This window comes from Vibrio sp. FF266 (assembly GCF_041439695.1).
Classification (GTDB): Bacteria; Pseudomonadota; Gammaproteobacteria; order Enterobacterales; family Vibrionaceae; genus Vibrio; species Vibrio tasmaniensis_A.
Map to the genome: position 1 here is coordinate 87,054 of NZ_JBGOOO010000011.1, position 23,561 is coordinate 110,614.

Consider the following 23,561-nt stretch of genomic DNA (forward strand, 5'->3'; position numbering starts at 1 on the left):
CGACAGATAGACTAAGCGCTCCGTATTCTGCCCCATCAAATTAGAATGAGTTGCTATGAACGAACGTCGTGCCTTGGGCTTTGGCCTTGCTGCGGTATTACTGTGGTCAACAGTCGCTACTGCTTTTAAGCTGACCCTTGCTGAGTTTTCACCGATTCAAATGCTGACCATCGCCAGCATTGTGTCGTCGATTGCGCTGATCGCAGTCTGCGCGTTTCAAGGCAAGCTTTCTCAGCTGAGTACCACGTTTCTTTCAAACCCTTGGTATTACTTACTGCTCGGTTTGGTTAACCCACTGGCCTATTACCTGATTCTATTCAAAGCCTACGACCTGCTGCCTGCATCTCAAGCTCAAGCCATTAACTACAGCTGGGCTATCACGCTAACCTTAATGGCTGCGGTGTTTCTGGGACAAAAGATTCGTAAACAAGATTGGATTGCGTGTACCTTCAGCTATGCGGGTGTGGTAGTCATTGCCACCAAAGGTGATGTATTAGGCATGCAGTTCGATAGCCCACTCGGTGTGGCACTGGCGCTGCTTTCAACCTTGCTTTGGGCGGGCTACTGGATTCTCAATACCAAAAACAAGGCTGACCCGGTGGTGGGTGTATTACTTGGGTTCTTAGTGGCATTGCCCTTCGCGATCGGTTTAACCATTTACGAAGGCGAGAGTTTTAGCCAAATCACAGCGAAAGGTTGGATGGCTGTGACTTATGTTGGCCTGTTCGAGATGGGCATTACCTTTGTCTTGTGGCTATCAGCACTCAAGCTAACCAACAATACGGCACGTATCAGCAACCTAATTTTTGCCTCACCGTTTATTTCGCTAATGCTACTTTCAACCATCATTGGCGAAGAGATTCACCCAGCGACACTGTTTGGCTTACTGCTAATCATTGCTGGTTTGGTGATTCAACAGATCAAGTTTTCAAAGAAAAACCCTACGTAAATAAGAGCTAAAAGACTCGATTGAGCACGAAAAGCTATCGATATAGTCTAATTTTCTCAATTAGATGTTAGATACAAAAATGGCGAGTCATATGACTCGCCATTTTTCTGTAAGATAACATTAAGTTGTAAGTCTCAATGTTCGATATTCAACCGTTGTTTTTCATATCAAATTTGGACTTAAATATCATGAAAAACAAGATCATAAATATAAAATCATTTACGCCATAAATTGTGTAAAACACGCCAGCCATCGTATCCGCTTCATATACTGGTGATAGCGTATTATTGGAAAGCCAATTCACCCAAACAACCACATAAACCAACTTTTCAATAAAGAAAGCACCAGCAAGATATTTGATGTTCGCATTGATTGTTGCAGCCCCAAGGTACGCTAGACCCCAAACGACGATCATAATCAGTCCAAAGTTGGACATTACTACGGGATCGGCTTCGTTAATGGCACTATTCGTAAAAAAGCGTGAAAACAGTAAAACAGCACCAACATTCATCGCTCCTGCTGCCAATAGAATGCTTTTTACTTTTGTCTGATTCATTGCAAACCCCTCATTTAAATAATTAAAACATCAATCACTTATAATCTTTATCATTTGTGACGAAGTCATTCTTTCTACTGACTGAAAATGTTCTAAATGAATAAGCTTAGCCAGTGCCACTGTGCTATACGTTTTGGCCTGCAACCCAACCAGACGACCACGTCCATTGGAAGTTATAGCCCCCTAACCAACCCGTTACGTCCATTACTTCACCGATAAAGTAGAGGCCAGACACACTCTTACACTCCATGGTTTTCGAAGATAGGTGATCAGTATCCACTCCGCCTAGAGTCACTTCGGCAGTTCGATAACCTTCCGTGCCATTGGGTGCAATTTTCCAGTTCTCTAGGTGCTCAACGATGCCACTAAGCTGCTTTTCGTTGAACTGTTTAAGCGGCTTGTCTTCAAGCTCTTTACGATCAATCAGCACTTCCACAAAACGCTTTGGTAGTGCTTTCGCCAAGGTATTTTTCAGGCTCTGATTTGGGTGTTTCTCGCGAGAATTTTCAAGCAGTTCAGCAACGTCCACTTCAGGTACTAGGTTGATAGAAACCGACTGACCCGCTTTCCAGAATGAAGAGATTTGCAGTACCGAAGGACCAGATAAGCCGCGGTGCGTAAACAGCAACGCTTCTTTAAATAAAGTGCCGTCTTGCGCTGTGATCTCAGCAGGAATTGCGATACCAGAAAGCTCAGCGAAAGCTTCTTTGTCTTCTTTATGCAGAGTGAATGGCACTAAACCTGCAATAGTTGGCATTACAGACAAACCAAACTGCTCTGCAATCTTATAGCCAAATGGCGTTGCGCCTAGCTTAGGCATAGACAAACCGCCTGTCGCTACAACGAGTGAGTCACACTCAACTTCGTCGGTATTGAGGTGCACCTTGAAGCCAGCGTCTGTTTTTTCGATGGAGTGAACATCACAACGGTAGCGTTGTTCGACTTTCGCTTGCTTACACTCGTCAAGCAGCATGCTCACGATGTCTTTTGCTGTGTGGTCATTCACACAGAACAACTGACCGTGATCGCGCTCTTCGAACTCAATGCCGTACTTGCTCACCATCGAGATAAAATCCCAGTTGGTGTATTGAGATAAAGCTGACTTCACGAAGTGAGGGTTGTTACACAGGAAATTGTTGGCTGAAACATCATAGTTAGTAAAGTTACAACGACCGCCACCTGAGATTAAAATTTTTCTGCCCGGTTTCTTTGCATGATCAACCACCAGCACTCGTCGGCCGCGTTTGCCCGCTTCCGCAGCGCACATTAAGCCCGCGGCGCCCGCACCAATTACGATTACATCAAATTTTTCACTCATGTGGTTCTGCTTTTCTTCACTTGTGCAGCCCGAGTACGCCCTGTTCTCGAAATGCCATCAATAAAAAAGGATGTGCATAAACAGCACATCCTTACTAATTGCTCGCTATTTTAGCGGCAATTTTAAACTTTGCAATTGATGTTCAATTGTACGATTTGCAGACAGCAGCAAGCCACTGTTTGGCTTGGCGAACCAACAACCGAAGCTTTACACCAAAAATCTAAGCTCTACTTCAATCGTAGTAAATGGCTTAGACGATGAAAGAAGACAGCAACGTTACACCTAACAGAGCAGAAGAGAGTATGAATAACTGCCTTACACGATCGCACTTCGACGTAAAAACTTCGTCGTGATGGTGGTGATACTCTTTGCTTTTGATGTAACTAAACAGACGAACCTGTTTGGTCATATTGCCATGGGTTGTGAAAAAACCGCCTCCATCTACTTGTTGATATAGTAGAGGGTGTGCTTCTCGCATAATATAAATGAGTGTTCTTAGCGCAGTAAAATAACGCGCCCAGTTCACACAAGTCACAACCATTAGTGCAAATAGAATAGTGTCGCCGCTGATCATCCTTTCCTCCTTACATCTTCATAAGAAAACTCAAAAGAAAAAGATAATCAGTGTCTTTCTCGTACTACCTAAACGGCAGGAGCTTCCATAATTGAAGATGAACCATCTTTTGCCAATTGCGCTAGGTCTTTATCAATAAAGAACAATGCTTTACCGTCTTCACCAACAAGCTCTAGCTTATCCAATACACCTTTAAACAACTTCTCTTCTTCGTGTTGCTCTGCAACGTACCATTGCAGGAAGTTAAAGGTTGAGTAATCTTGTGTGCTGAAAGCAACGTGAGCCAGTTTGTTGATCTTTTGAGTAATCATTTGCTCATGTTCGTAAGTTTCACGGAACACAGCCCCAAGGCTATCAAATTCATGTTTTGGCGCTTCAATCGCACCTAAAATTGGCATTGCACCTGTCTCACTTACGTAAGTAAAAAGACGCTGCATGTGTTCCATTTCTTCTACTGCATGAACACGCAGAAACTCTGCTGCACCTTCAAATCCTTTGTCTTCACACCAAGCACTCATTTGTAAGTATAGGTTGGATGAGAAAAATTCTAGATTAATTTGATCGTTCAGTTGCTCTACCATAGTTTTTGATAGCATTTAAGACTCCTAATTACATCTTCAGTTTTCTCTACTATATCACTATTTTATGAATATCTCGCAGGCCATTAGTTAACCAATATTTCGAGCAAACATTACGCAAGACAGTGGATATGAGATCACTTCAGCAAAAAAAGGGATTGCATAGTGCTAGTCTTTAGTTAGGCAATGAATAGAAGAGGTAGCGATATGAGTTACAAACATATTTTGGTCGCAGTCGATTTATCAGATGACAGCAAATTACTTGTGGATAAAGCGGTAGCATTGGCTAAGCCATTGGAAGCCAAAGTCTCTTTTATCCATATCGATATTAATTATGCAGAGCTCTATACCGGCCTTATTGATATCAACATGGCAGAAACCCAGCACAACGCGATGGAAGCATCTCGAGTTCAGCTACAAAATTTTGCAGAACACGCTCAATACCCGATTACCCACACCTTAGTGGGCAGCGGCGACCTGAGTCATGAACTGTGTGACACCATCAATGAATTCAATGTTGATTTAGTGGTTTGTGGGCACCATCAAGACTTCTGGAGCAAATTGCTCTCTTCAACACGACAACTGATCAATGCCTCGCCGGTTGATATGCTGGTCGTGCCTCTAAGAGATTCAGAAGACTAATGAATTAAGGTTAGGTAACATACAGCTCATATCTTATTAACGAAGTTTTTATATGAGCTATTTAGCTAGTGTTACCCTCTTATGGGCCTTCTCTTTTAGCCTGATCGGCGTTTACCTTGCTGGTCAGGTTGATTCTTGGTTCTCTGTATTAATGCGTGTTGCCCTTGCTGGCATTGTATTTCTTCCTTTCCTGAAGTTTCGAGGTATCTCGCGTAAGCTGATAGCTAAGTTGATGACGATTGGTGGTATCCAGCTTGGGCTGATGTACTGCTTCTATTACCAATCTTTCTTGCTGCTATCCGTTCCTGAAGTCCTTCTGTTTACCGTTTTTACCCCAATTTACGTCACGCTTATTTATGACTTCCTCAAAGGACAATTCTCTCCGTGGTATTTAGTGACAGCGGCGATTGCTGTATTGGGCGCTGTATTCATTAAATTCGCGGGTATCAACGAAAACTTTTTAGTCGGTTTCCTCGTAGTCCAAGGTGCAAACCTGTGCTTTGCTATCGGCCAAGTTGCTTACAAAGTAGTGATGGAGAAGGAATCGACAGAGTTACCTCAGCGCACAGTATTTGGTTACTTCTATTTGGGTGCGTTATGCGTCGCTTCGGTTGCTTTCATACTCTTAGGTAACCCTGAGAAGCTGCCAACAACCACGCTTCAATGGGGCATCCTGATTTATCTTGGCTTGATTGCTTCGGGGCTAGGTTACTTTATGTGGAATAAAGGTGCATGCATGGTGAATGCTGGTGCACTGGCTGTAATGAACAACGCCTTAGTTCCAGCCGGCCTTGTAGTGAACATTCTGATTTGGAACAGAGACGTCGACTTGGTTCGATTGGCCATTGGCGGCGCGGTTATCTTGTTCTCTCTGTTCGTCAACGAGACATGGGTGAAAAAGCGTGTTGCGAGATCCACAAGCAACGCCTAACCGCTTTCACTGAGCTAAGTGAACTAAACTAAGCTAACTAAACTAAGCTAACTAAACTAAGCTAAGTGAACAGAGCTAAATGAGTTAGCTCTGATAACCCAAAAAAGCAAAAGAGCGACCTAAGGTCGCTCTTTTTAAATCATCGTTGTAGCAATAAGTTATCCGTACCAGTTTCAGTGAATGTGACTATGGCTCACTACCTGAGTCTTGGTTTCAGTGAAAGCGACGTCATCAAGTTGTAGGTTGATACGTTCAAGGTTACTTTCCAGTTTTTGACTTTTCTTAAACAGCTTTTGCTGCTTCTTAATCATCTTCGCGAGTTTTTTGTTGTACTTCTCTTGTTTTTTGGCCGCTTTCTTCGCTCGCTTGAGGTCGGCTTTTTCATCACCACTCGCATTAGCGATTCGTTTTTTCAGTTTGGCTTTTTTCTGTGGTGCTTTTTTATCTACAACATCAGCGGCAATATCAGCAACGGCTGGATCGAACATTTGAACAACAGGTTCAAGAGTCTCGTTGATTTCAGCAAGTGATAGCTCGGGTACAGGTAATGTTTCCGCTAACAGGCCGCATGCGGCTTTTTCTTCAACGGGTTTATTTTGACAACCAAGAGGTGGAATTGCGGTTGGTTTGCATAGGTTAGCTTGATCCGCCGAAGAACGCGCACAAGAACGACACACAAACTTAGGTTCAGTAACCAAGCTGTGGATCTCTCCTAGGTGTTCAGTGATATCTCGACGGTTTAACTTACAAAAGCGTTTAGCCATGCTACAACTCCAGCTAAGAATAATAATGATTCTTAGTTAGATATACATCCGTAACGCGACTATCGCAAGTGTTAAATGGTGATTTATCGTATTTATGACGGAAAATTTTCTTAGTGTGTCTCTAAGTCATTGATGCTTTCACATACACATCAAAGCGGTTCTTTTTAGTTTCGATTGCCATGCTCGGTTTTTGCTCGTCTAACCATGCTGCGTAATCCGGTCTTTTGACCACAACGCGCTTAGTTGCCAGCTTCATCGCAGGCTCAAACAAGCCATCGGCATCCAGGTCGGCGCCAACCAAAGATTGGAATACTCGCATCTCTTTCTTAACCAAAGCCGACTTCTTCTTGTTCTCTGGGTGTGGGTACATAGGATCGAGGTACACCACATCAGGCTGTTCGAAGTTAGGGTCGTTGCTAAGTTTATCCAGCGCATCGTGACTTGAAGCGTGAATCAACTTCATACGTTCGCTAACCCAACCGCCGATATCTGGGTCTTTTTTTGCTCTCTGCAGGCCGTCATCCAATAATGCAGCCACAACTGGATGTCGCTCTACCATCTGCACTTTACAGCCCAACGAAGCCAATACAAATGCGTCACGCCCTAAGCCTGCTGTACCATCAAGAATAGTTGGCGTTGCGCCTTTGTTTAGACCTGCCGCCTTAGCAATTGCCTGACCTTTACCACCACCAAACTTACGTCTGTGGCCGACTGCGCCTCCGACTAAATCAACAAAAATAGCGCCAAGCTTAGGTTCATCGACTTTACGTAGCTCAAGTCGCTCGCGAGTCAGTACCAAGGCAAACTCGCTACTTTCATCATGAGATAAATTCCAACGGGTCGCTAAGTCATTTAAATGATCGATTTGGGTAGCATCTTCGCAAATCAGTTGTAATTGCAAGGTCGTCTCCAACAGACAGTCGTATTCAAAATAAAAGAGGCAACCAGTTTACCTGATTGCCTCAACAATACATATTAGCGGTGAAAAGTATTCACAGCTCGGTCGGCTTACTTAAAACAATTACTCGATCTCTCGTTCTTGCCTTAATTCTTCAACAAGCTCAGCCAGTGGCTTCGGGCGACCAATAACATAGCCCTGAGCATAGTTAACACCGAGTTCAATCAACTTATCGAGAACCTGAGTATTTTCAACAAACTCAGCCACCGTGTGCTTGCCCATCTGCTTCGCTAAATCATTGATCGAACGAACCATCACATAGTCCATCTCGTTAACATCAATATCACGCACAAACAGGCCATCAATTTTCACAATATCAACGGGCAATGCCTTCAGATATCCGAATGACGACAAGCCTGAACCAAAATCATCCAGAGCAATCAAACAGCCGAGCTCTTTAATTCGAGTAAAGAAGTTGATTGCCTGCTTCATATTACTCATGGCGGCCGTTTCAGTGATCTCTAAACAAACCTTATGGCAAGGCACTGATGAGTTCGCCAAACTTTCAATCAAGAATTCAACAAACTCTCGGTTACCCATCGAGTGACCAGAAAGGTTTATCGAACACATCCCCAAATCATCAACGAGATGTGGGCGTTGCTCCAACCAATTCAACGTCTGACTGACGACTTGGCGATCAATCAAATGCGCGATGTTATAGCGCTCGGAGGCTGGCATGAAGATCCCCGGTGAAATGTACTCACCTTGGACGTTCTTGATCCGCACCAGTATCTCAAAGTGCATTTTGTTGCTATTTTCCTCTAGACCAAGAATACGTTGGGCAAATAACTCCAAGCGATCATTGGCTAAGGCTTCGTGTACCAAGTTAACGCATTCCATTTCTAAATGGCGACGGCGCAGATCTTCATCATCTAGATGATAAAGGTGATAACGATTTCGCCCTTCCTCTTTAGCGGCATGGCAAGCGGCATCCGCCTGTGCATGCACCATTTGTGATGAAGCGGCAGTATGGTCAATCAATCGAATTCCGATAGAACAAGTAAGATTGAGGTGAATATCACCCCATAAGAATGGATTCTCACTCATCATCGATATAATACTGTGACAGACATTGACAGCATCTCGCTCAGTACAGTCTTTGATTAATACCGCAAACTCATCTCCCCCCATCCGAGCTAACACAGCATTGTAAGGAAGCACATCTTCTATCAGATTAGCGCTAAATAAGATCGCGGCATCACCCGCTTCATGCCCAGCAGTATCGTTCAATACTTTCAATTGGTCCAAATCTAAGAACAACATCGCATGAGTTCTCATATGACTCTCGACCTCTTTCAGCGCCTTTTGTAGCTCTTGCTCAAAGTGGTTGCGGTTGAAAGTGTCTGTAAGCAGGTCATAACGCGCTTGGTATTCTAACTTTTCAGAAAGTTCGCGGGTTTCAGTAATATCCTCTCCCACAATCAACAGCTGACCCGAGTCGACCAATGGACGAATATTTTCACGAATCCAGATCGTTCTACCGTCCGCATGACGATACTCGATATCACGACGCCACACGCCGCGAATTTTGTGCTGTGGTTGCAACAAGATATGACGAGGAATCATCGCGTTCTCATCCACATAAAATTCTCTAGGGCGATGCCCCAAAAGCAGATCAAGTGGATAACCTAGTAATTCTTCAGCAAACTGGTTCACTTGCTGAATGCGATTATTGACATCCAGTGTAATCATCATCACCGGTTGCTTGTCGTAATACAGTTTGAGATTCGCTTCACGTTGGAACAACTTGTTCTCAGCAAGCTTTCGCGAGGTAACATCACGAGCTTCAAATAAGAACTGAATGGTGTCCTCTTCACTGTTCGGCATCGGCTTTAAAGAGATATCTAGCACCATTCCACCACGATCACGGCACCATACCTCCGCCTCAAATCGTAGGGTTGGATAATCATCCCTTTCAGCAAAATACTCCTTCAGCACTTCGCCAGCGGCACCCTCCCAATATTCTTGGAGAGGTGTTCCTAATTTATAACCTTGATTATAAAGAAGCTCATGCAGCTTACTGTTGCTCGACAGCAGTACACCGCCTTTATCAAGAATACCCATGTACTGTAGACTTTGATCGAATATCGACTCTAGTAACAGCTGGCTTTGTCGGCTAGCACGCTCACTTTTCTTGAGGCGGTTGAGGTAGTAAACCAAGGTCGCAATAACACACGACATAACCAGAAACAGCAAACCTATTGTTCGAATTTCATCGTGATAACGCACCAAGAATGACTGAGGCTTATTGAGAAAAGTAATTGAAGCCTCATTCTCAGTTCCCAGCCCCCAGCGTGACATCTGTTGGTAGTCGAGTTTAATTTCCGATGCGCCAGGTGCGACTAAAGGCAGAGGTTCATTTGGGTTTGCTAATACCTTTAGTAAAACACGTCCCGTATCTCGACCTTGCGTTTCACCACTTTGAATAACACCGCCTATCGCCCCAAAACCCAACCCCAAATCGTGCACCATATACAGTGGCATTTGGGTTTTAATGTTCAATTGTCGCCAGTCTTCAACGCTACTCACGTTGCCTTTAGCATCGCGATAATATGCCCAAAAGAGTAAGCTCTGATCTAGATCGGTTCGCTGAGAAAACGCAATTAACTCTTGGTAAGAGTCAGGCACATAGTGCTCCAGCAAATCGGAAAAGTTGGGGTGAGCCTCAATAGAACGATCGATTTGTGAGCGGATAGCCTCACCTGTTACTGAATGGTCAGTAACAATGTATATCTTCTTTACGTTTGTTTGAAGGCGCTTAATTAGCTCAATATTACCCAATAAATCAATATCTTCAGTAATGCCCGTCGCGTTCAAACCTTCAATCATTTCAGGGGAGAAATTGTTGATGCCACCAAAGATTACTGGCGTATCTTTGAGATCGGGCGCAAGGCGCTTCATTAAATTAAGGGCGTTATTGTCACTGACCACAACCGCAGCAAATTCTTCATGCATCAACTTGGTGTGATAAAGCTGATAAACGCGCTCTAAGTATTCTGGGTTTTGAGTTCGTTTACTATCCAAATAAACAACTCGATACGATAGTCGATCACGGTCCAGTTCTTCTGATAATCCTTTGTGGAAATCATCAGTCCAGAAAAAACCCTGATGATAAGAGTGAATAACCAACACATCTTTTGTTTGAGCTGAAACAAAAGCACTCCAACACATAACAATCAAAAACAACGAAAATCGCACTGAATTCACCCTAACACTATAGTTGCTGCTAATATTATCACCCTTGGCTATGATGTGTACTAAAGTCGGTATGTTTTTTATTCACCCTAAGGATTATGCATGTCCACAACTACAGCTCGTCTGGATGATCTAGACCGTGCCATTCTCAAAACCTTAATGGAAGATGCGCGCACGCCTTATGCTGAAATGGCAAAGAAATTCGATGTCAGCCCCGCGACGATTCACGTTCGTATCGAAAAGATGAGATCGGCCGACATTATTGAGCGAACCGAGGTTGTGGTAAACACCAAGAAGCTTGGTTACGACGTGTGTTGTTTTATTGGTATCAACCTTAACGCAGCTCGCGACTACCACTCAGCCATTGCAAAACTGAATGCCTTAGATGAAGTTGTTGAGGCTTACTACACCACTGGCGCCTACAACATTTTCGTAAAGCTGATGTGTAAATCGATCGAAGAGTTGCAGTTCGTACTGATCGATAAATTGCAGGCGATTGACGAGGTTCAATCGACTGAGACACTGATTTCATTGCAGAACCCTATCAACCGCAATGTAAATCCATAATCGTTTGATAAATCGATACAAAAAGAGCCTCACAAGGAGGCTCTTTTCACATTCTGACTAGCACAATATTAAGCGCTGATACCCGCATGACGCAGCATCGCGTCTATTTGAGGCTCACGACCACGGAAGCGTTTGAACAGCTCCATTGGCTCTTCACTACCACCCATTTCAAGGATGTTGTTCAGGAAGCGATTACCGGTTTCAGTGTTGAAGATACCCTCTTCTTCAAATGCAGAGAACGCATCTGCAGACAATACTTCTGCCCATAGGTAGCTGTAGTAACCCGCGCTGTAGCCACCAGCAAAGATATGCCCAAAGCTGTGCGAGAAGCGGTTCCAATCAAGGCTTGGCAATACAGAAACCTTAGACTTCACGTCGGCTAGCGTTTCTAGTACGCGCGCACCGACTTCAGGATCGTACTCTGTGTGCAGTGTGAAATCGAACAGGCCAAGCTCTAGCTGACGCAGGATAAACATCGCAGATTGGAAGTTCTTCGCCGCTAGCATTTTCTCTAGCATCTCTTTTGGTAGCGCTTCACCTGTTTCGAAGTGACCAGAAATGAACGACAGCGCTTCCTCTTCCCAACACCAGTTTTCTAGGAACTGACTTGGTAGCTCAACGGCATCCCAAGGCACACCGTTGATACCCGCGACTGCGCCCGCTTCAACTTGCGTTAACATGTGGTGGATACCGTGGCCAAATTCGTGGAATAACGTGACCACTTCATCGTGAGTAAACAGTGCTGGTTTGTCACCGACTGGTTTGTTGAAGTTACACGTTAGGTAAGCAACAGGCGTCTGTAGTTCACCAGATTGAGTAATGCGACGACCGCGACAGTCATCCATCCAAGCGCCACCACGTTTGTGTTCACGTGCGTATAGATCTAGGTAGAAGCTACCGCGCAATGTGCCTGTCGCATCGAAGATGTCGAAGAAACGCACTGAATCATGCCATGTATCCACACCTTCACGCTCAGTCACAGACATACCAAACACACGGTTTAGTACTTCGAACAAACCAGACACTGCGTTCGACTCAGGGAAGTATGGACGAAGCTCTTCATCAGAGATCTCGAACAAGTTCTGTTTTTGTTTCTCGCTGTAGTAAGCGATGTCCCACAGGTTTAGCTCAGAGACACCAAACTCTTTCTCAGCAAACTGACGTAGCTCTTCTACTTCGCGCTCACCTTGTGGTTTGGCTTTTACTGCTAGGTCGTTAAGGAAACCAAGTACTTGGTCTGGCGTTTCTGCCATCTTAGTCGACAGAGATTTTTCGCTGTAAGTGCTAAAGCCAAGCATGCGTGCGATCTCATGACGCAGCTTAAGTTGCTCAGTGATGATCTCAGTGTTGTCCCACTTGCCAGCATTTGGACCGCGATCTGAAGCACGCGTTACGTAAGCTTCGTAAAGCTCTTTGCGTAGATCTTGGTTATCACAGTAGGTCATCACAGGTAGGTATGATGGGATATCCAGAGTCAGTAGGTAACCTTCTTGCTCTTTAGCTTGTGCCGCGGCTTGTGCTGCCGCCAGTGCCGACTCAGGCATACCGGCCAGTTCAGCGACGTCTGTGATCTGCTTGCTCCAACCCATGGTTGCATCAAGCACGTTATTTGAGAATTGAGAACCTAGCTCAGACTGGCGCTTACTGATCTCACCGTAGCGATGCTGTTCGTCCGCTGGTAAGCCAATGCCTGATAATTCAAAATCACGCAGTGCGTCAGTGATGGTTTTTTGTTGAGCTTGGTTTAATGCCGAGAATGCTTCGCTCGCCTTGATCGCTTTATACGCTTCGAACAAACCTTTGTGTTGGCCGACCCACGTGCCGTACTCAGAAAGTACAGGCAGGCAGCTCTCATAAGCGTCACGCAGTTCGTCGCTGTTCATCACAGAATTCATATGGCTTACAGGTGACCAAATGCGGCCTAAACGATCATCCACTTCATCAATTGGAGCAACGAGGTTGTCCCAACTTGGTGAAGTATTACCTTCAAGTACTTGTTCTATCTTGTTGCGACACTCTTCAATCACTTGCTCAACCGCTGGCTTAACGTGCTCAGGTTTGATCTGTGAAAACGGAGGTAAGTCCGTGAAGGTTAATAGCGGATTAGACATATAAACATTCCTTTGGCTTTAGAGACTTTCGTCTTTTTTGTAATGAGGTCGTCTTACAGTCATCAGGCTAAGGATCGCCCTAAAAAATCACCTGCGAATAGTTATTAAATAGTGCCCATGAAGGCAAATTTCAATAGTAGAACCAATAACTAACTGCATATTGCGAACAGCTGTTCCTGAATTGTTCGAGAATTTATGGTCCATTGGGGGTTATAATAGTCAAATTAACCCCACCTACACTAACCACACTCTAATTCGAGAGTGTTACGAGAGTTTAATTTGTTAAGTTATCGCCACAGCTTCCACGCGGGCAACCATGCCGACGTAGTAAAGCATATCGTACAGAGCCTTATTCTTAATTCTTTGAAACAGAAGGATAAGCCTTTTGTTTACCATGACACTCACTCTGGTGTAGGTCGTTACGACTTAACGCATGAATGGTCTGAAAAAACGGGCGAATACAAACAAGGTATTGCCCGCGTCTGGGCACAAACAGAACTTCCTGAAGACATTCAAAGCTACCTTGAGTCTATCTCAGCACTCAACAATGGCGAAAAACTGCGTTTCTATCCAGGTTCACCACGTGTAGCACATGCGCACCTGCGTGACCAAGACCGCATGGTACTGACCGAACTTCACCCAGCCGATCACCCGCTGCTTGAGCAAGAGTTCCACCGCGATCGTCAGGTATCTATCTACAAAGAAGATGGCTTCCAACGCCTAAAAGGCAGCCTGCCACCTAAAGAACGTCGTGGTTTGGTACTTATCGACCCACCTTACGAGTTGGCAAAAGAGTATCGTGATGTTGTGACTGCGATTGCTCAAAGCCATAAGCGCTGGGCAACCGGTATCTACGCAATTTGGTACCCAGTGGTAAATCGCTGTGATATCGAAGACATGATCGAAGGCCTTGAAGGCTTAGGCATCAACAAGATTCTACAAATCGAACTTGGCGTATCACCAGACACCAACGAGCGTGGCATGACAGCATCAGGCATGATTGTTATCAACCCACCTTGGAAGCTAGAAAGCCAAATGAACGAAATTCTTCCATTCTTGAAGGAAGCAATTGCGCCGGCAACCGGTCACTTCAAAGTAGAGTGGATCGTACCCGAGTAATCTCGAACTTAACGTCATGCTCCGACGAATACTCAGCAGACTGTGACGTACACGAATAAATTTTAAACAGGGAGATTGAGTTCAACCGATCTGCCCTCAATATAATAATTAGACAATTTAAGAATCTATAGGACGTAGGTGTTCAGTGCGCTCACTGTACCCACAGCCTTCAATAAATGGAGAAAGTAATGGCGACTCATTTTGATTACATCTGTATCGGCGGCGGTTCAGGCGGCATCGCATCAGCTAACCGCGCAGCAATGCACGGTGCAAAAGTTGCACTTATCGAAGCTCAAGACCTTGGTGGTACTTGTGTAAACGTTGGTTGTGTTCCTAAAAAGGTTATGTGGCACGGTGCTCAAGTTGCTGAAGCAATCAACCTATATTCAAAAGACTACGGCTTCGACGTTGACGTAAAAGGCTTCAACTGGGGCAAACTGGTTGAAAACCGTCAAGCGTACATTGGTCGTATCCACCAATCTTACGATCGCGTTCTTGGTAATAACAAAATAAACGTAATCAAAGGCTTTGCTAAGTTTGTAGATGAAAAAACCGTTGAAGTTAACGGTGAACACTACACAGCGGATCACATCCTGATCGCAGTGGGTGGTCGTCCAACCATTCCAAACATCCCTGGCGCAGAGCACGGTATCGACTCAAACGGTTTCTTCGATCTGATGGAGCAACCTAAACGTGTTGCTGTAATCGGCGCAGGCTACATCGCAGTAGAAATCGCAGGCGTACTAAGTGCACTTGGCACAGAGACACACTTGTTCTGTCGTAAAGAGTCACCACTTCGCAGCTTCGACCCAATGATTGTTGAAACACTGGTTGAAGTAATGGAAGCGGAAGGCCCAACACTTCACACGCACTCTGTTCCTAAAGAAGTAGTGAAAGAAGCAGATGGCACACTGACTCTGCACCTTGAGAACGGCAACACTCAAAACGTTGACCACCTAATTTGGGCTATCGGTCGCCACCCAGCCACTGACGCTATCAACCTAGCATCAACTGGCGTTGCAACCAACGACCGTGGCTACATCAAAGTCGACGAGTTCCAAGCAACCAACGTTCCTGGCATCTACTGTGTTGGCGACATCATGGAAGGTGGCATCGAGCTAACACCTGTTGCTGTTAAAGCCGGTCGTCAGCTTTCTGAGCGCCTATTCAACGGCCAAACAAACGCGAAGATGGACTACACGCTCGTTCCTACTGTTGTATTCAGCCACCCACCTATCGGCACTATTGGTCTAACGACTCAAGAAGCTGAAGAGCAATACGGCAAAGACAACATCAAGGTATACACGTCTGGTTTTACTGCAATGTACACTGCTGTCACTCAGCACCGTCAACCTTGTAAGATGAAGCTAGTGTGTGCTGGCGAAGAAGAGACTGTAGTCGGCCTACACGGCATCGGTTTTACTGTTGATGAAATGATTCAAGGCTTCGGCGTTGCAATGAAAATGGGCGCAACCAAAGCAGATTTCGACTCTGTTGTGGCGATTCACCCAACGGGCAGCGAAGAATTCGTTACCATGACGGGTTAGTGTAGGAAAAGCATCTTACACACATAAATAAATCTGGAAAATAATCATTCACTGACTACGCTGTATGTATAGTCAGTGATTTTCTAGGTGAATTTATGTATCTCATACAATCAAACAATGTCTATAAACAGACAGCACTATCTATCAGTGACAACACCTACCAATGCTCTCCTGTTAAGGGGAATATTGGCTCTCTCCCAACTCTGTTCAATGGTGATGGTTCATTCAACCATGAAGCTAATAGCTACCTCTTTTACCAAAAAGCAGTTAAGGATGCCAAAGACCTTAATCCCTGCTCCCAAGCTCTTTACGCCTATTATCAATTCCTTGAAGATAAACAATTAGCATGGGATAAATTCCCTCCCATCAAAAGACTAAAACCAACGTATCTTTTCCGCTCTTACCTGTTAAAGCAAATCAAGAATGGTGAATTAACTCACAGCACAGCAAGCATGCGAATGAATCATATTGTTAATTACTACAAGTGGTTGATGCATGATGGTTACTTGAAAATCAAGAATGAAAAAGAAGCCCCATTTAAGATGGAGTTTGTATCCGTTCAAAGCACTGGAATGCTGGCACACATATATCCTACGTTTACTGTTGAAACGAACGACTTACGTATAAAGGTACCCAAGGATGCAAGCAGTAAAAACATTCGACCTTTATCACCACTGACTCAAGAATCACTAAACATTCTGACACATCACCTTCCTAGCGCATCAGAAGAGTTACGCTTGCAGGTCTTAATCTCTATTGATACAGGGATGCGAATCCAAGAAGTGGCAACGCTCTCCCTGAATGCCCTAAATACCGCGACACCTCTGAATGAAAGTGAGCATCGTTACGAGATAGTTTTATCCCCTCAATCGACAGGCGTACAGACTAAATACTTGAAGCAAAGACGCGTTGAAATCTCATCAGAACTCTTAACTACACTCAACGAATACCGCACCTCCGAACGCAGAATCAAAAGAGTAAAAAAACTCAATGCCAAATTAGAATCATTGCCAGAAAATGCGCCTTCCCTAAGACAAGATGTCATCGAAAGATTTGAGCTGTGTGAGCGCCATGAACCTCTTTTCGTGAGTGAGCAAGGCAATCCTGTGACCGCTAAATCGATTGAAGCACGGTGGACGGAGTTTAGATCTTCTATCAAGAAAACCTACCCTTCCTTTACTCATCGTTTTCACGACCTACGTTCAACCTACGGTACATATCGCTTAAATGATTTGCTGAAAGCTAATCTATCTCCAGTGGAGTGTATGACGCTGCTAATGGGCTGGATGGGGCATAGAAACGAATCTACGACTTGGAAGTATCTGCGTTACTTAGAACGCAAAGACGCATTTAAAGTGAAGTTTGGTATTTTAGATAGCATCATGCACGAGGCACTAGGTGACGAGGATGAGTGATAATGTTTCATATCTTCACGGCTGGGATTCAAAGCTTTGTTTTAAGTTAGATACGGGGAAGAATAGCCTCGCAGACTTTAATCGTTTTTTGGTTAAGTACTTTCCTGCCACGCATGAATTACAGCAAGGTGGCCAATTTGAAGATGCAAATCGTAAAAGCTTTGTAAATCAAATAAAAACTTGCTTTGGTGAAAAGGTAGAAGAAGGAGTAAGTCATAATACTCTAATATCTCAATACATGAATTGGTCTCAATATTTACGCTGGTGTGATCAAAATAATGCGATTGCTTTTACACAGACATCACTCGAAGGTTATATGTCTCATATGCATACAAAAGTTATGCAAGGGACACTAAAAAAATCAACTTATCACCAAAAGCTCTCTTCTTGTTTGGTGCTATTTCGTGATTATTTAGATTTTCCATCCAGCCATTTCAACTCAATAGCAGTGATGGATAGGTCTGATTCCGAATCTTTTGAAGCCTATACTCGCAGTGATTTAAATCAGTTACTTCCTTTTCTACGTAGTCTGTTCAAGCAAACTTACCATCAATTCATTGAGTCGCCGAAAACGCACATCAATACCAACAAAGGCCGGCCCACCATGACCTTTGAGTGGAGAGGTCAGACTTATCAGCTATTTGGTGCTGTATCAAAAATGATGAGCGCAGCTACGTACCTATTGTCTTATTACACCTATGCAAACACCTCTGATTTATTACGACTACCGCAGCCAAGTAACTCTTCTATGTCAATTGAAGAAGTTTGGTACACCATGCCTTCATTTAAACGTAGAGCATTTAAAACTATTCAGATTGAGATGGGCGAGCATAGACTGGACATTCCGAAATATGCAATGCAATTTTTTGACAACTTACTCAATGCCTCACGCTTAATATCAACAGATAAAAGCGCAACACTTCTTCAAACAGTGACTAAGCGGCAAGCCACACCAGTAAAGAATAGCATTCTGCAAAGCTTCTTAAGTCTATGGGTTGACAAGCATTTTGCATTCGTCGACCAAACTGGACGCCGATTACGCCCAATGGTAAGCCGCTTTCGTGAGACAGGTGCACAGCTAACGGCCTATCACCAAGGAGAAATAGTTAATGACATCATGTTAGGCAACACCCCTAACACGAGGAAAAGATGCTATAGCGAAGGAAACCGAATAGCCAACAATGGCATGATGCAAGATGCGATGTCGATACGAGAAGAAGAGATTAAAGCAGGTGTAAACGCCAAAGAGGCACAGGCCAATTTAAATATAAATATTTTGGTCATTGAAGAGGAAAACAAAATCAACTTACCTGGTTTAAGTCGTACTCCCAACGGTGGAAGTTGCACCACTCCCCTTGGTGAGAAGTCAGAAAAATACTCTAAGAAAGCGATTAAACAAGGACTGCTCAGTGAAGGGGAAAAGTTGGCTTGTGCTGACTTGCTCGGTTGTTTCGGCTGCCCCAGTCAGGTCATTGTTCAATCGATCTCTGATATTTGGTGCTTACTGAGCTTTAAAGCGTGTATCGAGGAATCACTCTACCTACATCTCGATGCAAACCACTACCGTCAGAATTTTGAAAACATCGTGGAGTTCATAGAAGAAAAAATCTTACCCCGAATAGACAGAAAGCTACTCAAACAAGCAGAAACCAAACTTGATGATGAAGGCTATCACCCTTACTGGGATAGTGCTGGCTCCGTTCTTGGTTTCGTTCCATCGTATTCTAAGGAGCCATCATAATGAAAACCAGCCACCTATACACTGCAAATTTCCCCAAAGAACATAAAGTGAAATGCGTGGACATCATTACTCTGTATCACGAAGGGCGATTTGAAGAGTTGGATTCTGTTGTTATTTGCAAAGATAGAGATGGTAAAGTAACGGCAACATTTGGACAAGATGATTGGGATTGCTTACCTTTCTCACGTAAGAAAGAATGTAACAACCTCAAGTTCTCAAACTTTAATAATGCACCTACATTACAACGTGAACTCAAGATATTCACCTTGGGTTGGCTTTTTAACGCTAGTACTAGAAACAAAAAACCACTCAGTTTTTCAGGCGTTTTCTCTCGACTTAGAGACTTGAAAAGAACCTACTCTTTATTAATGCAACAGAATCTAACATCATTGGTTGCGATATCCTCTGCGTCATTTAGGAGAAAGCTTGATAGCTACCTTCAACAACAAGATTATGCCCAAGCAACAATTGTTCGAACATTTGTTGCCATCAATGGAGTAATCGTAGATTCAGGCTGGCACAACATACCACTGGGCATAGAACCCATAAAGGCAAAAAAAGAAGCTCAAAAACTGTGTGAGAAGGACGGACAGCAATTTCTGGTCATTCCTGGACGGTTATGCCATGTCATCTATGGCAAGGCGATAGAACTAATTGAAGAAGCACTGCCTCATGCAGAGCTCTTGGCCAATACCGAAAGCGCATTACAAGACAACTATATTGAAGGCAAGAGAGCCTTAGATTTAAAGGTTCAACAGGGGTCCTCCTATGCATTTTTGAATGATGATGGGAGCATAAACACCCGCAAATACGCATCCCTCGTTCCTCACTACCAACCTCATGATCGAAAAAATATCATTCGGCCACTAAAAGACAAATTGCCTGGTATTACTCTTAACGACGCAAATGATTTTAGACGTTACTTGGGCCAACTCATTACTGCTAGCTACATTGTTTGTGGTGGATTCAGCGGAATGCGAGACTCAGAGCTAGACAAGATAACACCAAATAGTTATTACCAAGACTCCTTAACCGGTCGAGTTCATCATATGTTGCAATCTCATACCTTTAAATTAGAAGAAAAACGCGAAACGTGGGTAACAGCGGCAGCTTCCAAAACATCAATAGACTTAATGACGGTTTTGACTAAACGCTGGCGAAATGAAACTGTCTACCCTGATGAAAAGTATGCAAATTCATTATGGCTGAATCAGGGAGCGCGCTCAGTACCACCTAAAGTAATCACGGATTGGAATACGCGATTAAAGCGTTTTTGCAAGCAATTTGGCTTCCTAGTCACGGAAGATGATTATCAAGAATGCTTAGCCTCCAACCCTCGCTCACGAGATAGAATAAAAACATTCGTTATTATCGGAAAACCATGGCCTATGAGCACTCACCAATTTAGGCGAACACTAGCATTTTACTGCGTGAAGAATCGTTTGGGGACACTGGTTGCGCTTAAACAGCAATTTAAACACCTATATCTCTCGATGACAGAGTGGTATACCAACGGTGGTAAGCTGGCGAGTCTGCGAGATCTAAAGGTAGATACAAAAATACAGCAAGCGCTCGAAGAGATTAATGCTGAAACCACCGCCAATAAAATCTTCAAACAGTGGCATTCGGATGAAATACTGTCTGGCACCCACGGTAAAGCCATCGTGAAAATGCGTGGTGATGTTCCCACCATCTACAGTTCTTGGGATGTAATATATAAGGCCGTAAAGGATGGCAAACTAACACTTCATGGTTCAATGCACAGTTATTGCAAATCCGGTTATGACTGCGATATGGATGGTGTGGTCGCTCCCCAATTCTGCGTGGATTGTAGCTCTGGCAGCAGCATTATTGATGAGCAACAGGCAAAGTGGTGGCAAAAGAGGCATCGTAGTTTATCGGCCTATATGACAACAGGAGACGATATTACGGTCACGGATAGAAGCCATTACATTACTCAAATTCGAGCAGCTGAAAACGTGATGCGAGACTTTGGTATGGCATTTACGGCCTTTGAAGCAGAACTAACCGTCAGGGAGGTTTAAGGATGGGTAAAGGTGAAAATACACTCCTTGCGCTAGAGGCCGCTTTAGACCGAATTGCTCATGGAAAACCCAAACGTATACCGACTCACCGTAAGCTCAGTGTGAGAGCTGTTGAGGAAGAAGCTAATTTGGGTAACGGCAGTGGCTATTACTACCCCGAACTTGTTGAAAAGGTTAAACAGACCAAAGCAGAAATTGCTGCAGGCAACGGTGAAATAGTCCAACCAGAGATCCAGACCGTGCGCACCAAGCTCAAAGAGCAGAAACGTATCAAGGAAAACTTTAAGGTTAAGTATGAGGCTGAGAGAGAGAAACTAGCCCTGTTCGCTGCTTCACAGCACCACCTTAACGATAAGCTGGTTCAAGCGTTGGCTCATATAGAAGATTTGGAGTTTAAAAACTCCCAATTACGTGAAGAGTTAGCTCAACTAAAGCGAAGCAAGGTTGTTTCGATTAAGTAACTCCAATATGCACTATAGATGTCATAATATCATCAGCCTTTCCCCACTAGACCAAGCAGACTCAATTAAGTGTTGGTATTTGCACTAAAAAGTGCTGACGTATTAACAGGTGTACATCAAAAGTATATTTACACCTTGTAACTATCTACGTGATTGCCACCGATCAGCCCTTTAACTTTTAACATCACCTTACAAGCTTCTTAGGGTGATTTCTATTCGCAGTAATGACATTTAATTTATCTACACTGACAAAATCGATATCATCAGTTAAAACGTACATTAACTGATTTTTTGATATTTCATTTTCAATATTAATATCATAACCATCCAAATGTACTTGAGCGTACCTCTCAAGGTACTTCTCACTGGATGGAGGAGCATAAGACTCTAATGGCTTCGACCAAGACTCCAGTGTTTCAACAACAATAGATAACTCTTCAAGAACTAACTCCCTACCATTTTCATCTCGTAGCCACTTCTTTCTTTCGAACTCTCGACCTATACCACTCAAAGAAGCTTCAACTCTAGCAATAATACTTGCCAATTCAGAGATTGAATAATTGGAATAAAACAGTTCGTTTTCATTTTCAATGAGTTTTTGAAACAATCTAGGGTACTCATCTAGTTGATACTCTTGAGGTTTTAATTTTCGCGGAAAAACCCTCGAGCTTGCGTAAGTCAACCAATACAATACATTAGTATCAAGGAGGATTTTTTGCTTTACAGGAAAAACTTTGGAGTTTTCTAAAACTATCCCCATTACTCCAGCCCTCGACTTACTTTTTCTTCTAAATCACTCTGCTCTTCGACTTCTTTTGAGTAAAAATCTATAGCATTATGAACAACCTGATTAAGAAGACGCTTACCGACTGGCGAGATGTTTTCAAAGCTAACTAAACTTCTAAATTTCTCAAATTTCATCTCACCTAAAAAAGGAGCAACGGCTGTGTTAAAAAATGGCGATGCGTATATTTGCACCCCTTGAAAGTCAAGTTCTACCTTTGTGCCATTTCTAATCTCAACATCAAGTATGCTTTTTAGCTTTAATCCACCATCCCTTGAGACTGCAGTCTTTCCAACAACTTTTGCAACATCGATTTTCATAACTAATACCTTTCCAATAATCAAAAATACTCAGGGATGTCTTCATCTATAAAATGATATATCACATTACGCTTACAGTTCAGTGTCAATTTAATCCAACTTCCCCGAATCGCTAGCTGATTTTCGGCATACACGCTTTGTTTAGCCTTTCTAGTATAACAAACCGTATCAGTGTATATATCCATACTTCCTTCATTAATGTCGACCAGCTCGGTTAATAAATGTAGCCCCAAACCGCGAGGTTCTGCTTTCCCAGCTTCTTTAAGGTTTGCTGTGTATGTTGAATTCCCTCTAACTAACGCCCACTCCAAAGCTTCTTTTATAGTCAAATCTGATTTTATATAATTTATAACACTCGTAGGAATTCCGCTTCCTGAATCACCGACTAAAATGGAAAGCGTATCAGATTTTCGATCATATGAACCACAGCTCTGTACTTGATGAGTTCCACTATGCTCAAATGCATTAGCGTATATCTCCCACAGTGAGCTTAGAACCGCACTTTCCACTTCCTCAGAAAAATTCAGCCTATTCTTGCCAAGCCATTCGTGTTTCAAATAGGATAAAACATCACCTTCTCGTGTGGCGGGCGAAAACTCTCGGTATGGAATAATATCTTCAGTTTTCTTAGTAAACCCTTGCCCATCAAGTCTATCAAGTGATTCCAATAACCCCATATTTCTCAGTTTTAAATAAACTGGTAGGTTCATTGTTTTAGTTTCGACCCTCAACGTACTGTTTATTAATTTACGACGAACAAATGAAACAAAAGCCCCGATAATCGAAGTCAGATTAACACCTGCATTATTACAACTAGAAAAATCTAAAGTAATGTAATATTTTTTAGATTCTTGCCATTCAACCCCATACAAGCGGCTCCATAGATTATAAAAGCCTTGGATATCATCCCTAACTGAAGGGACTTTTATTACAACTTGCTCTGGAAGTTGTTTTAAAGTCAACATCTTGCAATCCCATTTATAAAA

General features: G+C 43.4%; 21 protein-coding genes. 10 read left to right on the forward strand and 11 right to left on the reverse strand.

Annotated elements, in window-relative coordinates:
- The first annotated feature begins 55 nt into the window (after positions 1-55).
- Complete coding sequence (locus ACED59_RS11025; protein ID WP_017099240.1) at positions 56-949, forward strand: DMT family transporter; 894 nt, start codon at positions 56-58, stop codon at positions 947-949.
- A 148-nt stretch (positions 950-1,097) separates the two neighbouring features.
- Here the strand turns inward: ACED59_RS11025 and ACED59_RS11030 are convergent, their stop codons facing one another.
- The 4 genes from ACED59_RS11030 to ftnA all read right to left on the reverse strand — a co-directional run bounded on the left by ACED59_RS11030 (position 1,098) and on the right by ftnA (position 3,993).
- A complete protein-coding gene (locus ACED59_RS11030) occupies positions 1,098-1,505 on the reverse strand; it encodes a hypothetical protein (RefSeq protein ID WP_017099239.1) in 408 nt (135 codons plus the stop codon).
- Positions 1,506-1,629: 124 nt separating this feature from the next.
- Positions 1,630-2,823 carry an NAD(P)/FAD-dependent oxidoreductase gene (locus ACED59_RS11035; RefSeq protein ID WP_017099238.1) on the reverse strand — a complete coding sequence of 398 codons (1,194 nt, stop codon included), beginning with the start codon at positions 2,821-2,823 and terminating at the stop codon, positions 1,630-1,632.
- Positions 2,824-3,073: 250 nt separating this feature from the next.
- A complete protein-coding gene (gene uspB / locus ACED59_RS11040; RefSeq protein WP_009848060.1) occupies positions 3,074-3,397 on the reverse strand; it encodes a universal stress protein UspB in 324 nt (107 codons plus the stop codon).
- A gap of 68 nt (positions 3,398-3,465) precedes the next feature.
- The gene (gene ftnA / locus ACED59_RS11045; protein WP_004735556.1) at positions 3,466-3,993 is read right to left on the reverse strand and encodes a non-heme ferritin; all 528 of its coding nucleotides are present in this window, start codon (positions 3,991-3,993) and stop codon (positions 3,466-3,468) included.
- Positions 3,994-4,182: 189 nt separating this feature from the next.
- Between ftnA and uspA the strand changes: the two genes are divergently transcribed.
- Both uspA and ACED59_RS11055 read left to right on the forward strand, forming a co-directional pair.
- Positions 4,183-4,617: a universal stress protein UspA gene (gene uspA, locus ACED59_RS11050; protein ID WP_009848061.1), complete on the forward strand. Its 435-nt coding sequence runs from the start codon at positions 4,183-4,185 to the stop codon at positions 4,615-4,617.
- Positions 4,618-4,669: 52 nt separating this feature from the next.
- Positions 4,670-5,548, forward strand: a complete 879-nt coding sequence (locus ACED59_RS11055) for a carboxylate/amino acid/amine transporter (protein ID WP_009848062.1) — start codon at positions 4,670-4,672, stop codon at positions 5,546-5,548.
- A 173-nt stretch (positions 5,549-5,721) separates the two neighbouring features.
- On the opposite strand, the gene ACED59_RS11060 is transcribed toward ACED59_RS11055, so the two are convergent.
- The 3 genes from ACED59_RS11060 to ACED59_RS11070 form a co-directional block, all read right to left on the reverse strand.
- Positions 5,722-6,312, reverse strand: a complete 591-nt coding sequence (locus ACED59_RS11060; protein WP_017099237.1) for a hypothetical protein — start codon at positions 6,310-6,312, stop codon at positions 5,722-5,724.
- Positions 6,313-6,433: 121 nt separating this feature from the next.
- Complete coding sequence (locus ACED59_RS11065) at positions 6,434-7,213, reverse strand: class I SAM-dependent methyltransferase (RefSeq protein ID WP_017099236.1); 780 nt, start codon at positions 7,211-7,213, stop codon at positions 6,434-6,436.
- Positions 7,214-7,333: 120 nt separating this feature from the next.
- Positions 7,334-10,441 (reverse strand): EAL domain-containing protein, encoded by a 3,108-nt coding sequence (locus ACED59_RS11070; protein ID WP_347230493.1) that lies wholly within the window; start codon positions 10,439-10,441, stop codon positions 7,334-7,336.
- 126 nt (positions 10,442-10,567) lie between these two features.
- Between ACED59_RS11070 and asnC the strand changes: the two genes are divergently transcribed.
- Positions 10,568-11,032, forward strand: a complete 465-nt coding sequence (gene asnC, locus ACED59_RS11075; protein WP_009848066.1) for a transcriptional regulator AsnC — start codon at positions 10,568-10,570, stop codon at positions 11,030-11,032.
- 68 nt (positions 11,033-11,100) lie between these two features.
- On the opposite strand, the gene prlC is transcribed toward asnC, so the two are convergent.
- Positions 11,101-13,143 (reverse strand): oligopeptidase A, encoded by a 2,043-nt coding sequence (prlC, locus tag ACED59_RS11080; protein ID WP_017099234.1) that lies wholly within the window; start codon positions 13,141-13,143, stop codon positions 11,101-11,103.
- Positions 13,144-13,422: 279 nt separating this feature from the next.
- Here prlC and ACED59_RS11085 point away from each other — a divergent pair, with 279 nt between their 5' ends.
- The 6 genes from ACED59_RS11085 to ACED59_RS11110 all read left to right on the forward strand — a co-directional run bounded on the left by ACED59_RS11085 (position 13,423) and on the right by ACED59_RS11110 (position 21,471).
- On the forward strand, positions 13,423-14,262 hold the full coding sequence (locus ACED59_RS11085) for a 23S rRNA (adenine(2030)-N(6))-methyltransferase RlmJ (RefSeq protein WP_009848068.1): 840 nt from the start codon (positions 13,423-13,425) through the stop codon (positions 14,260-14,262).
- A gap of 188 nt (positions 14,263-14,450) precedes the next feature.
- Entirely contained in the window at positions 14,451-15,809 is a 1,359-nt protein-coding gene (gene gorA, locus ACED59_RS11090; RefSeq protein ID WP_026012237.1) for a glutathione-disulfide reductase, read from the forward strand.
- A 95-nt stretch (positions 15,810-15,904) separates the two neighbouring features.
- Positions 15,905-17,224 carry a tyrosine-type recombinase/integrase gene (locus tag ACED59_RS11095; RefSeq protein ID WP_102556501.1) on the forward strand — a complete coding sequence of 440 codons (1,320 nt, stop codon included), beginning with the start codon at positions 15,905-15,907 and terminating at the stop codon, positions 17,222-17,224.
- Positions 17,217-18,965 carry a hypothetical protein gene (locus tag ACED59_RS11100; RefSeq protein WP_371704931.1) on the forward strand — a complete coding sequence of 583 codons (1,749 nt, stop codon included), beginning with the start codon at positions 17,217-17,219 and terminating at the stop codon, positions 18,963-18,965. The genes ACED59_RS11095 and ACED59_RS11100 overlap by 8 nt, the downstream gene beginning before the upstream one ends.
- Positions 18,965-21,010, forward strand: a complete 2,046-nt coding sequence (locus ACED59_RS11105; protein ID WP_102556503.1) for a hypothetical protein — start codon at positions 18,965-18,967, stop codon at positions 21,008-21,010. The genes ACED59_RS11100 and ACED59_RS11105 overlap by 1 nt, the downstream gene beginning before the upstream one ends.
- A gap of 2 nt (positions 21,011-21,012) precedes the next feature.
- Entirely contained in the window at positions 21,013-21,471 is a 459-nt protein-coding gene (locus ACED59_RS11110) for a hypothetical protein (protein ID WP_102556504.1), read from the forward strand.
- Positions 21,472-21,655: 184 nt separating this feature from the next.
- Here the strand turns inward: ACED59_RS11110 and ACED59_RS11115 are convergent, their stop codons facing one another.
- Genes ACED59_RS11115 through ACED59_RS11125 form a run of 3 tightly spaced genes read right to left on the reverse strand, consistent with a single transcriptional unit; the run spans position 21,656 to position 23,540 of the window.
- On the reverse strand, positions 21,656-22,231 hold the full coding sequence (locus tag ACED59_RS11115; protein ID WP_102556505.1) for a hypothetical protein: 576 nt from the start codon (positions 22,229-22,231) through the stop codon (positions 21,656-21,658).
- Positions 22,231-22,575: an STAS-like domain-containing protein gene (locus tag ACED59_RS11120; protein WP_102556506.1), complete on the reverse strand. Its 345-nt coding sequence runs from the start codon at positions 22,573-22,575 to the stop codon at positions 22,231-22,233. The genes ACED59_RS11115 and ACED59_RS11120 overlap by 1 nt, the downstream gene beginning before the upstream one ends.
- Positions 22,576-22,595: 20 nt before the next feature.
- On the reverse strand, positions 22,596-23,540 hold the full coding sequence (locus ACED59_RS11125) for a hypothetical protein (RefSeq protein ID WP_102556507.1): 945 nt from the start codon (positions 23,538-23,540) through the stop codon (positions 22,596-22,598).
- Positions 23,541-23,561 lie beyond the last annotated feature (21 nt).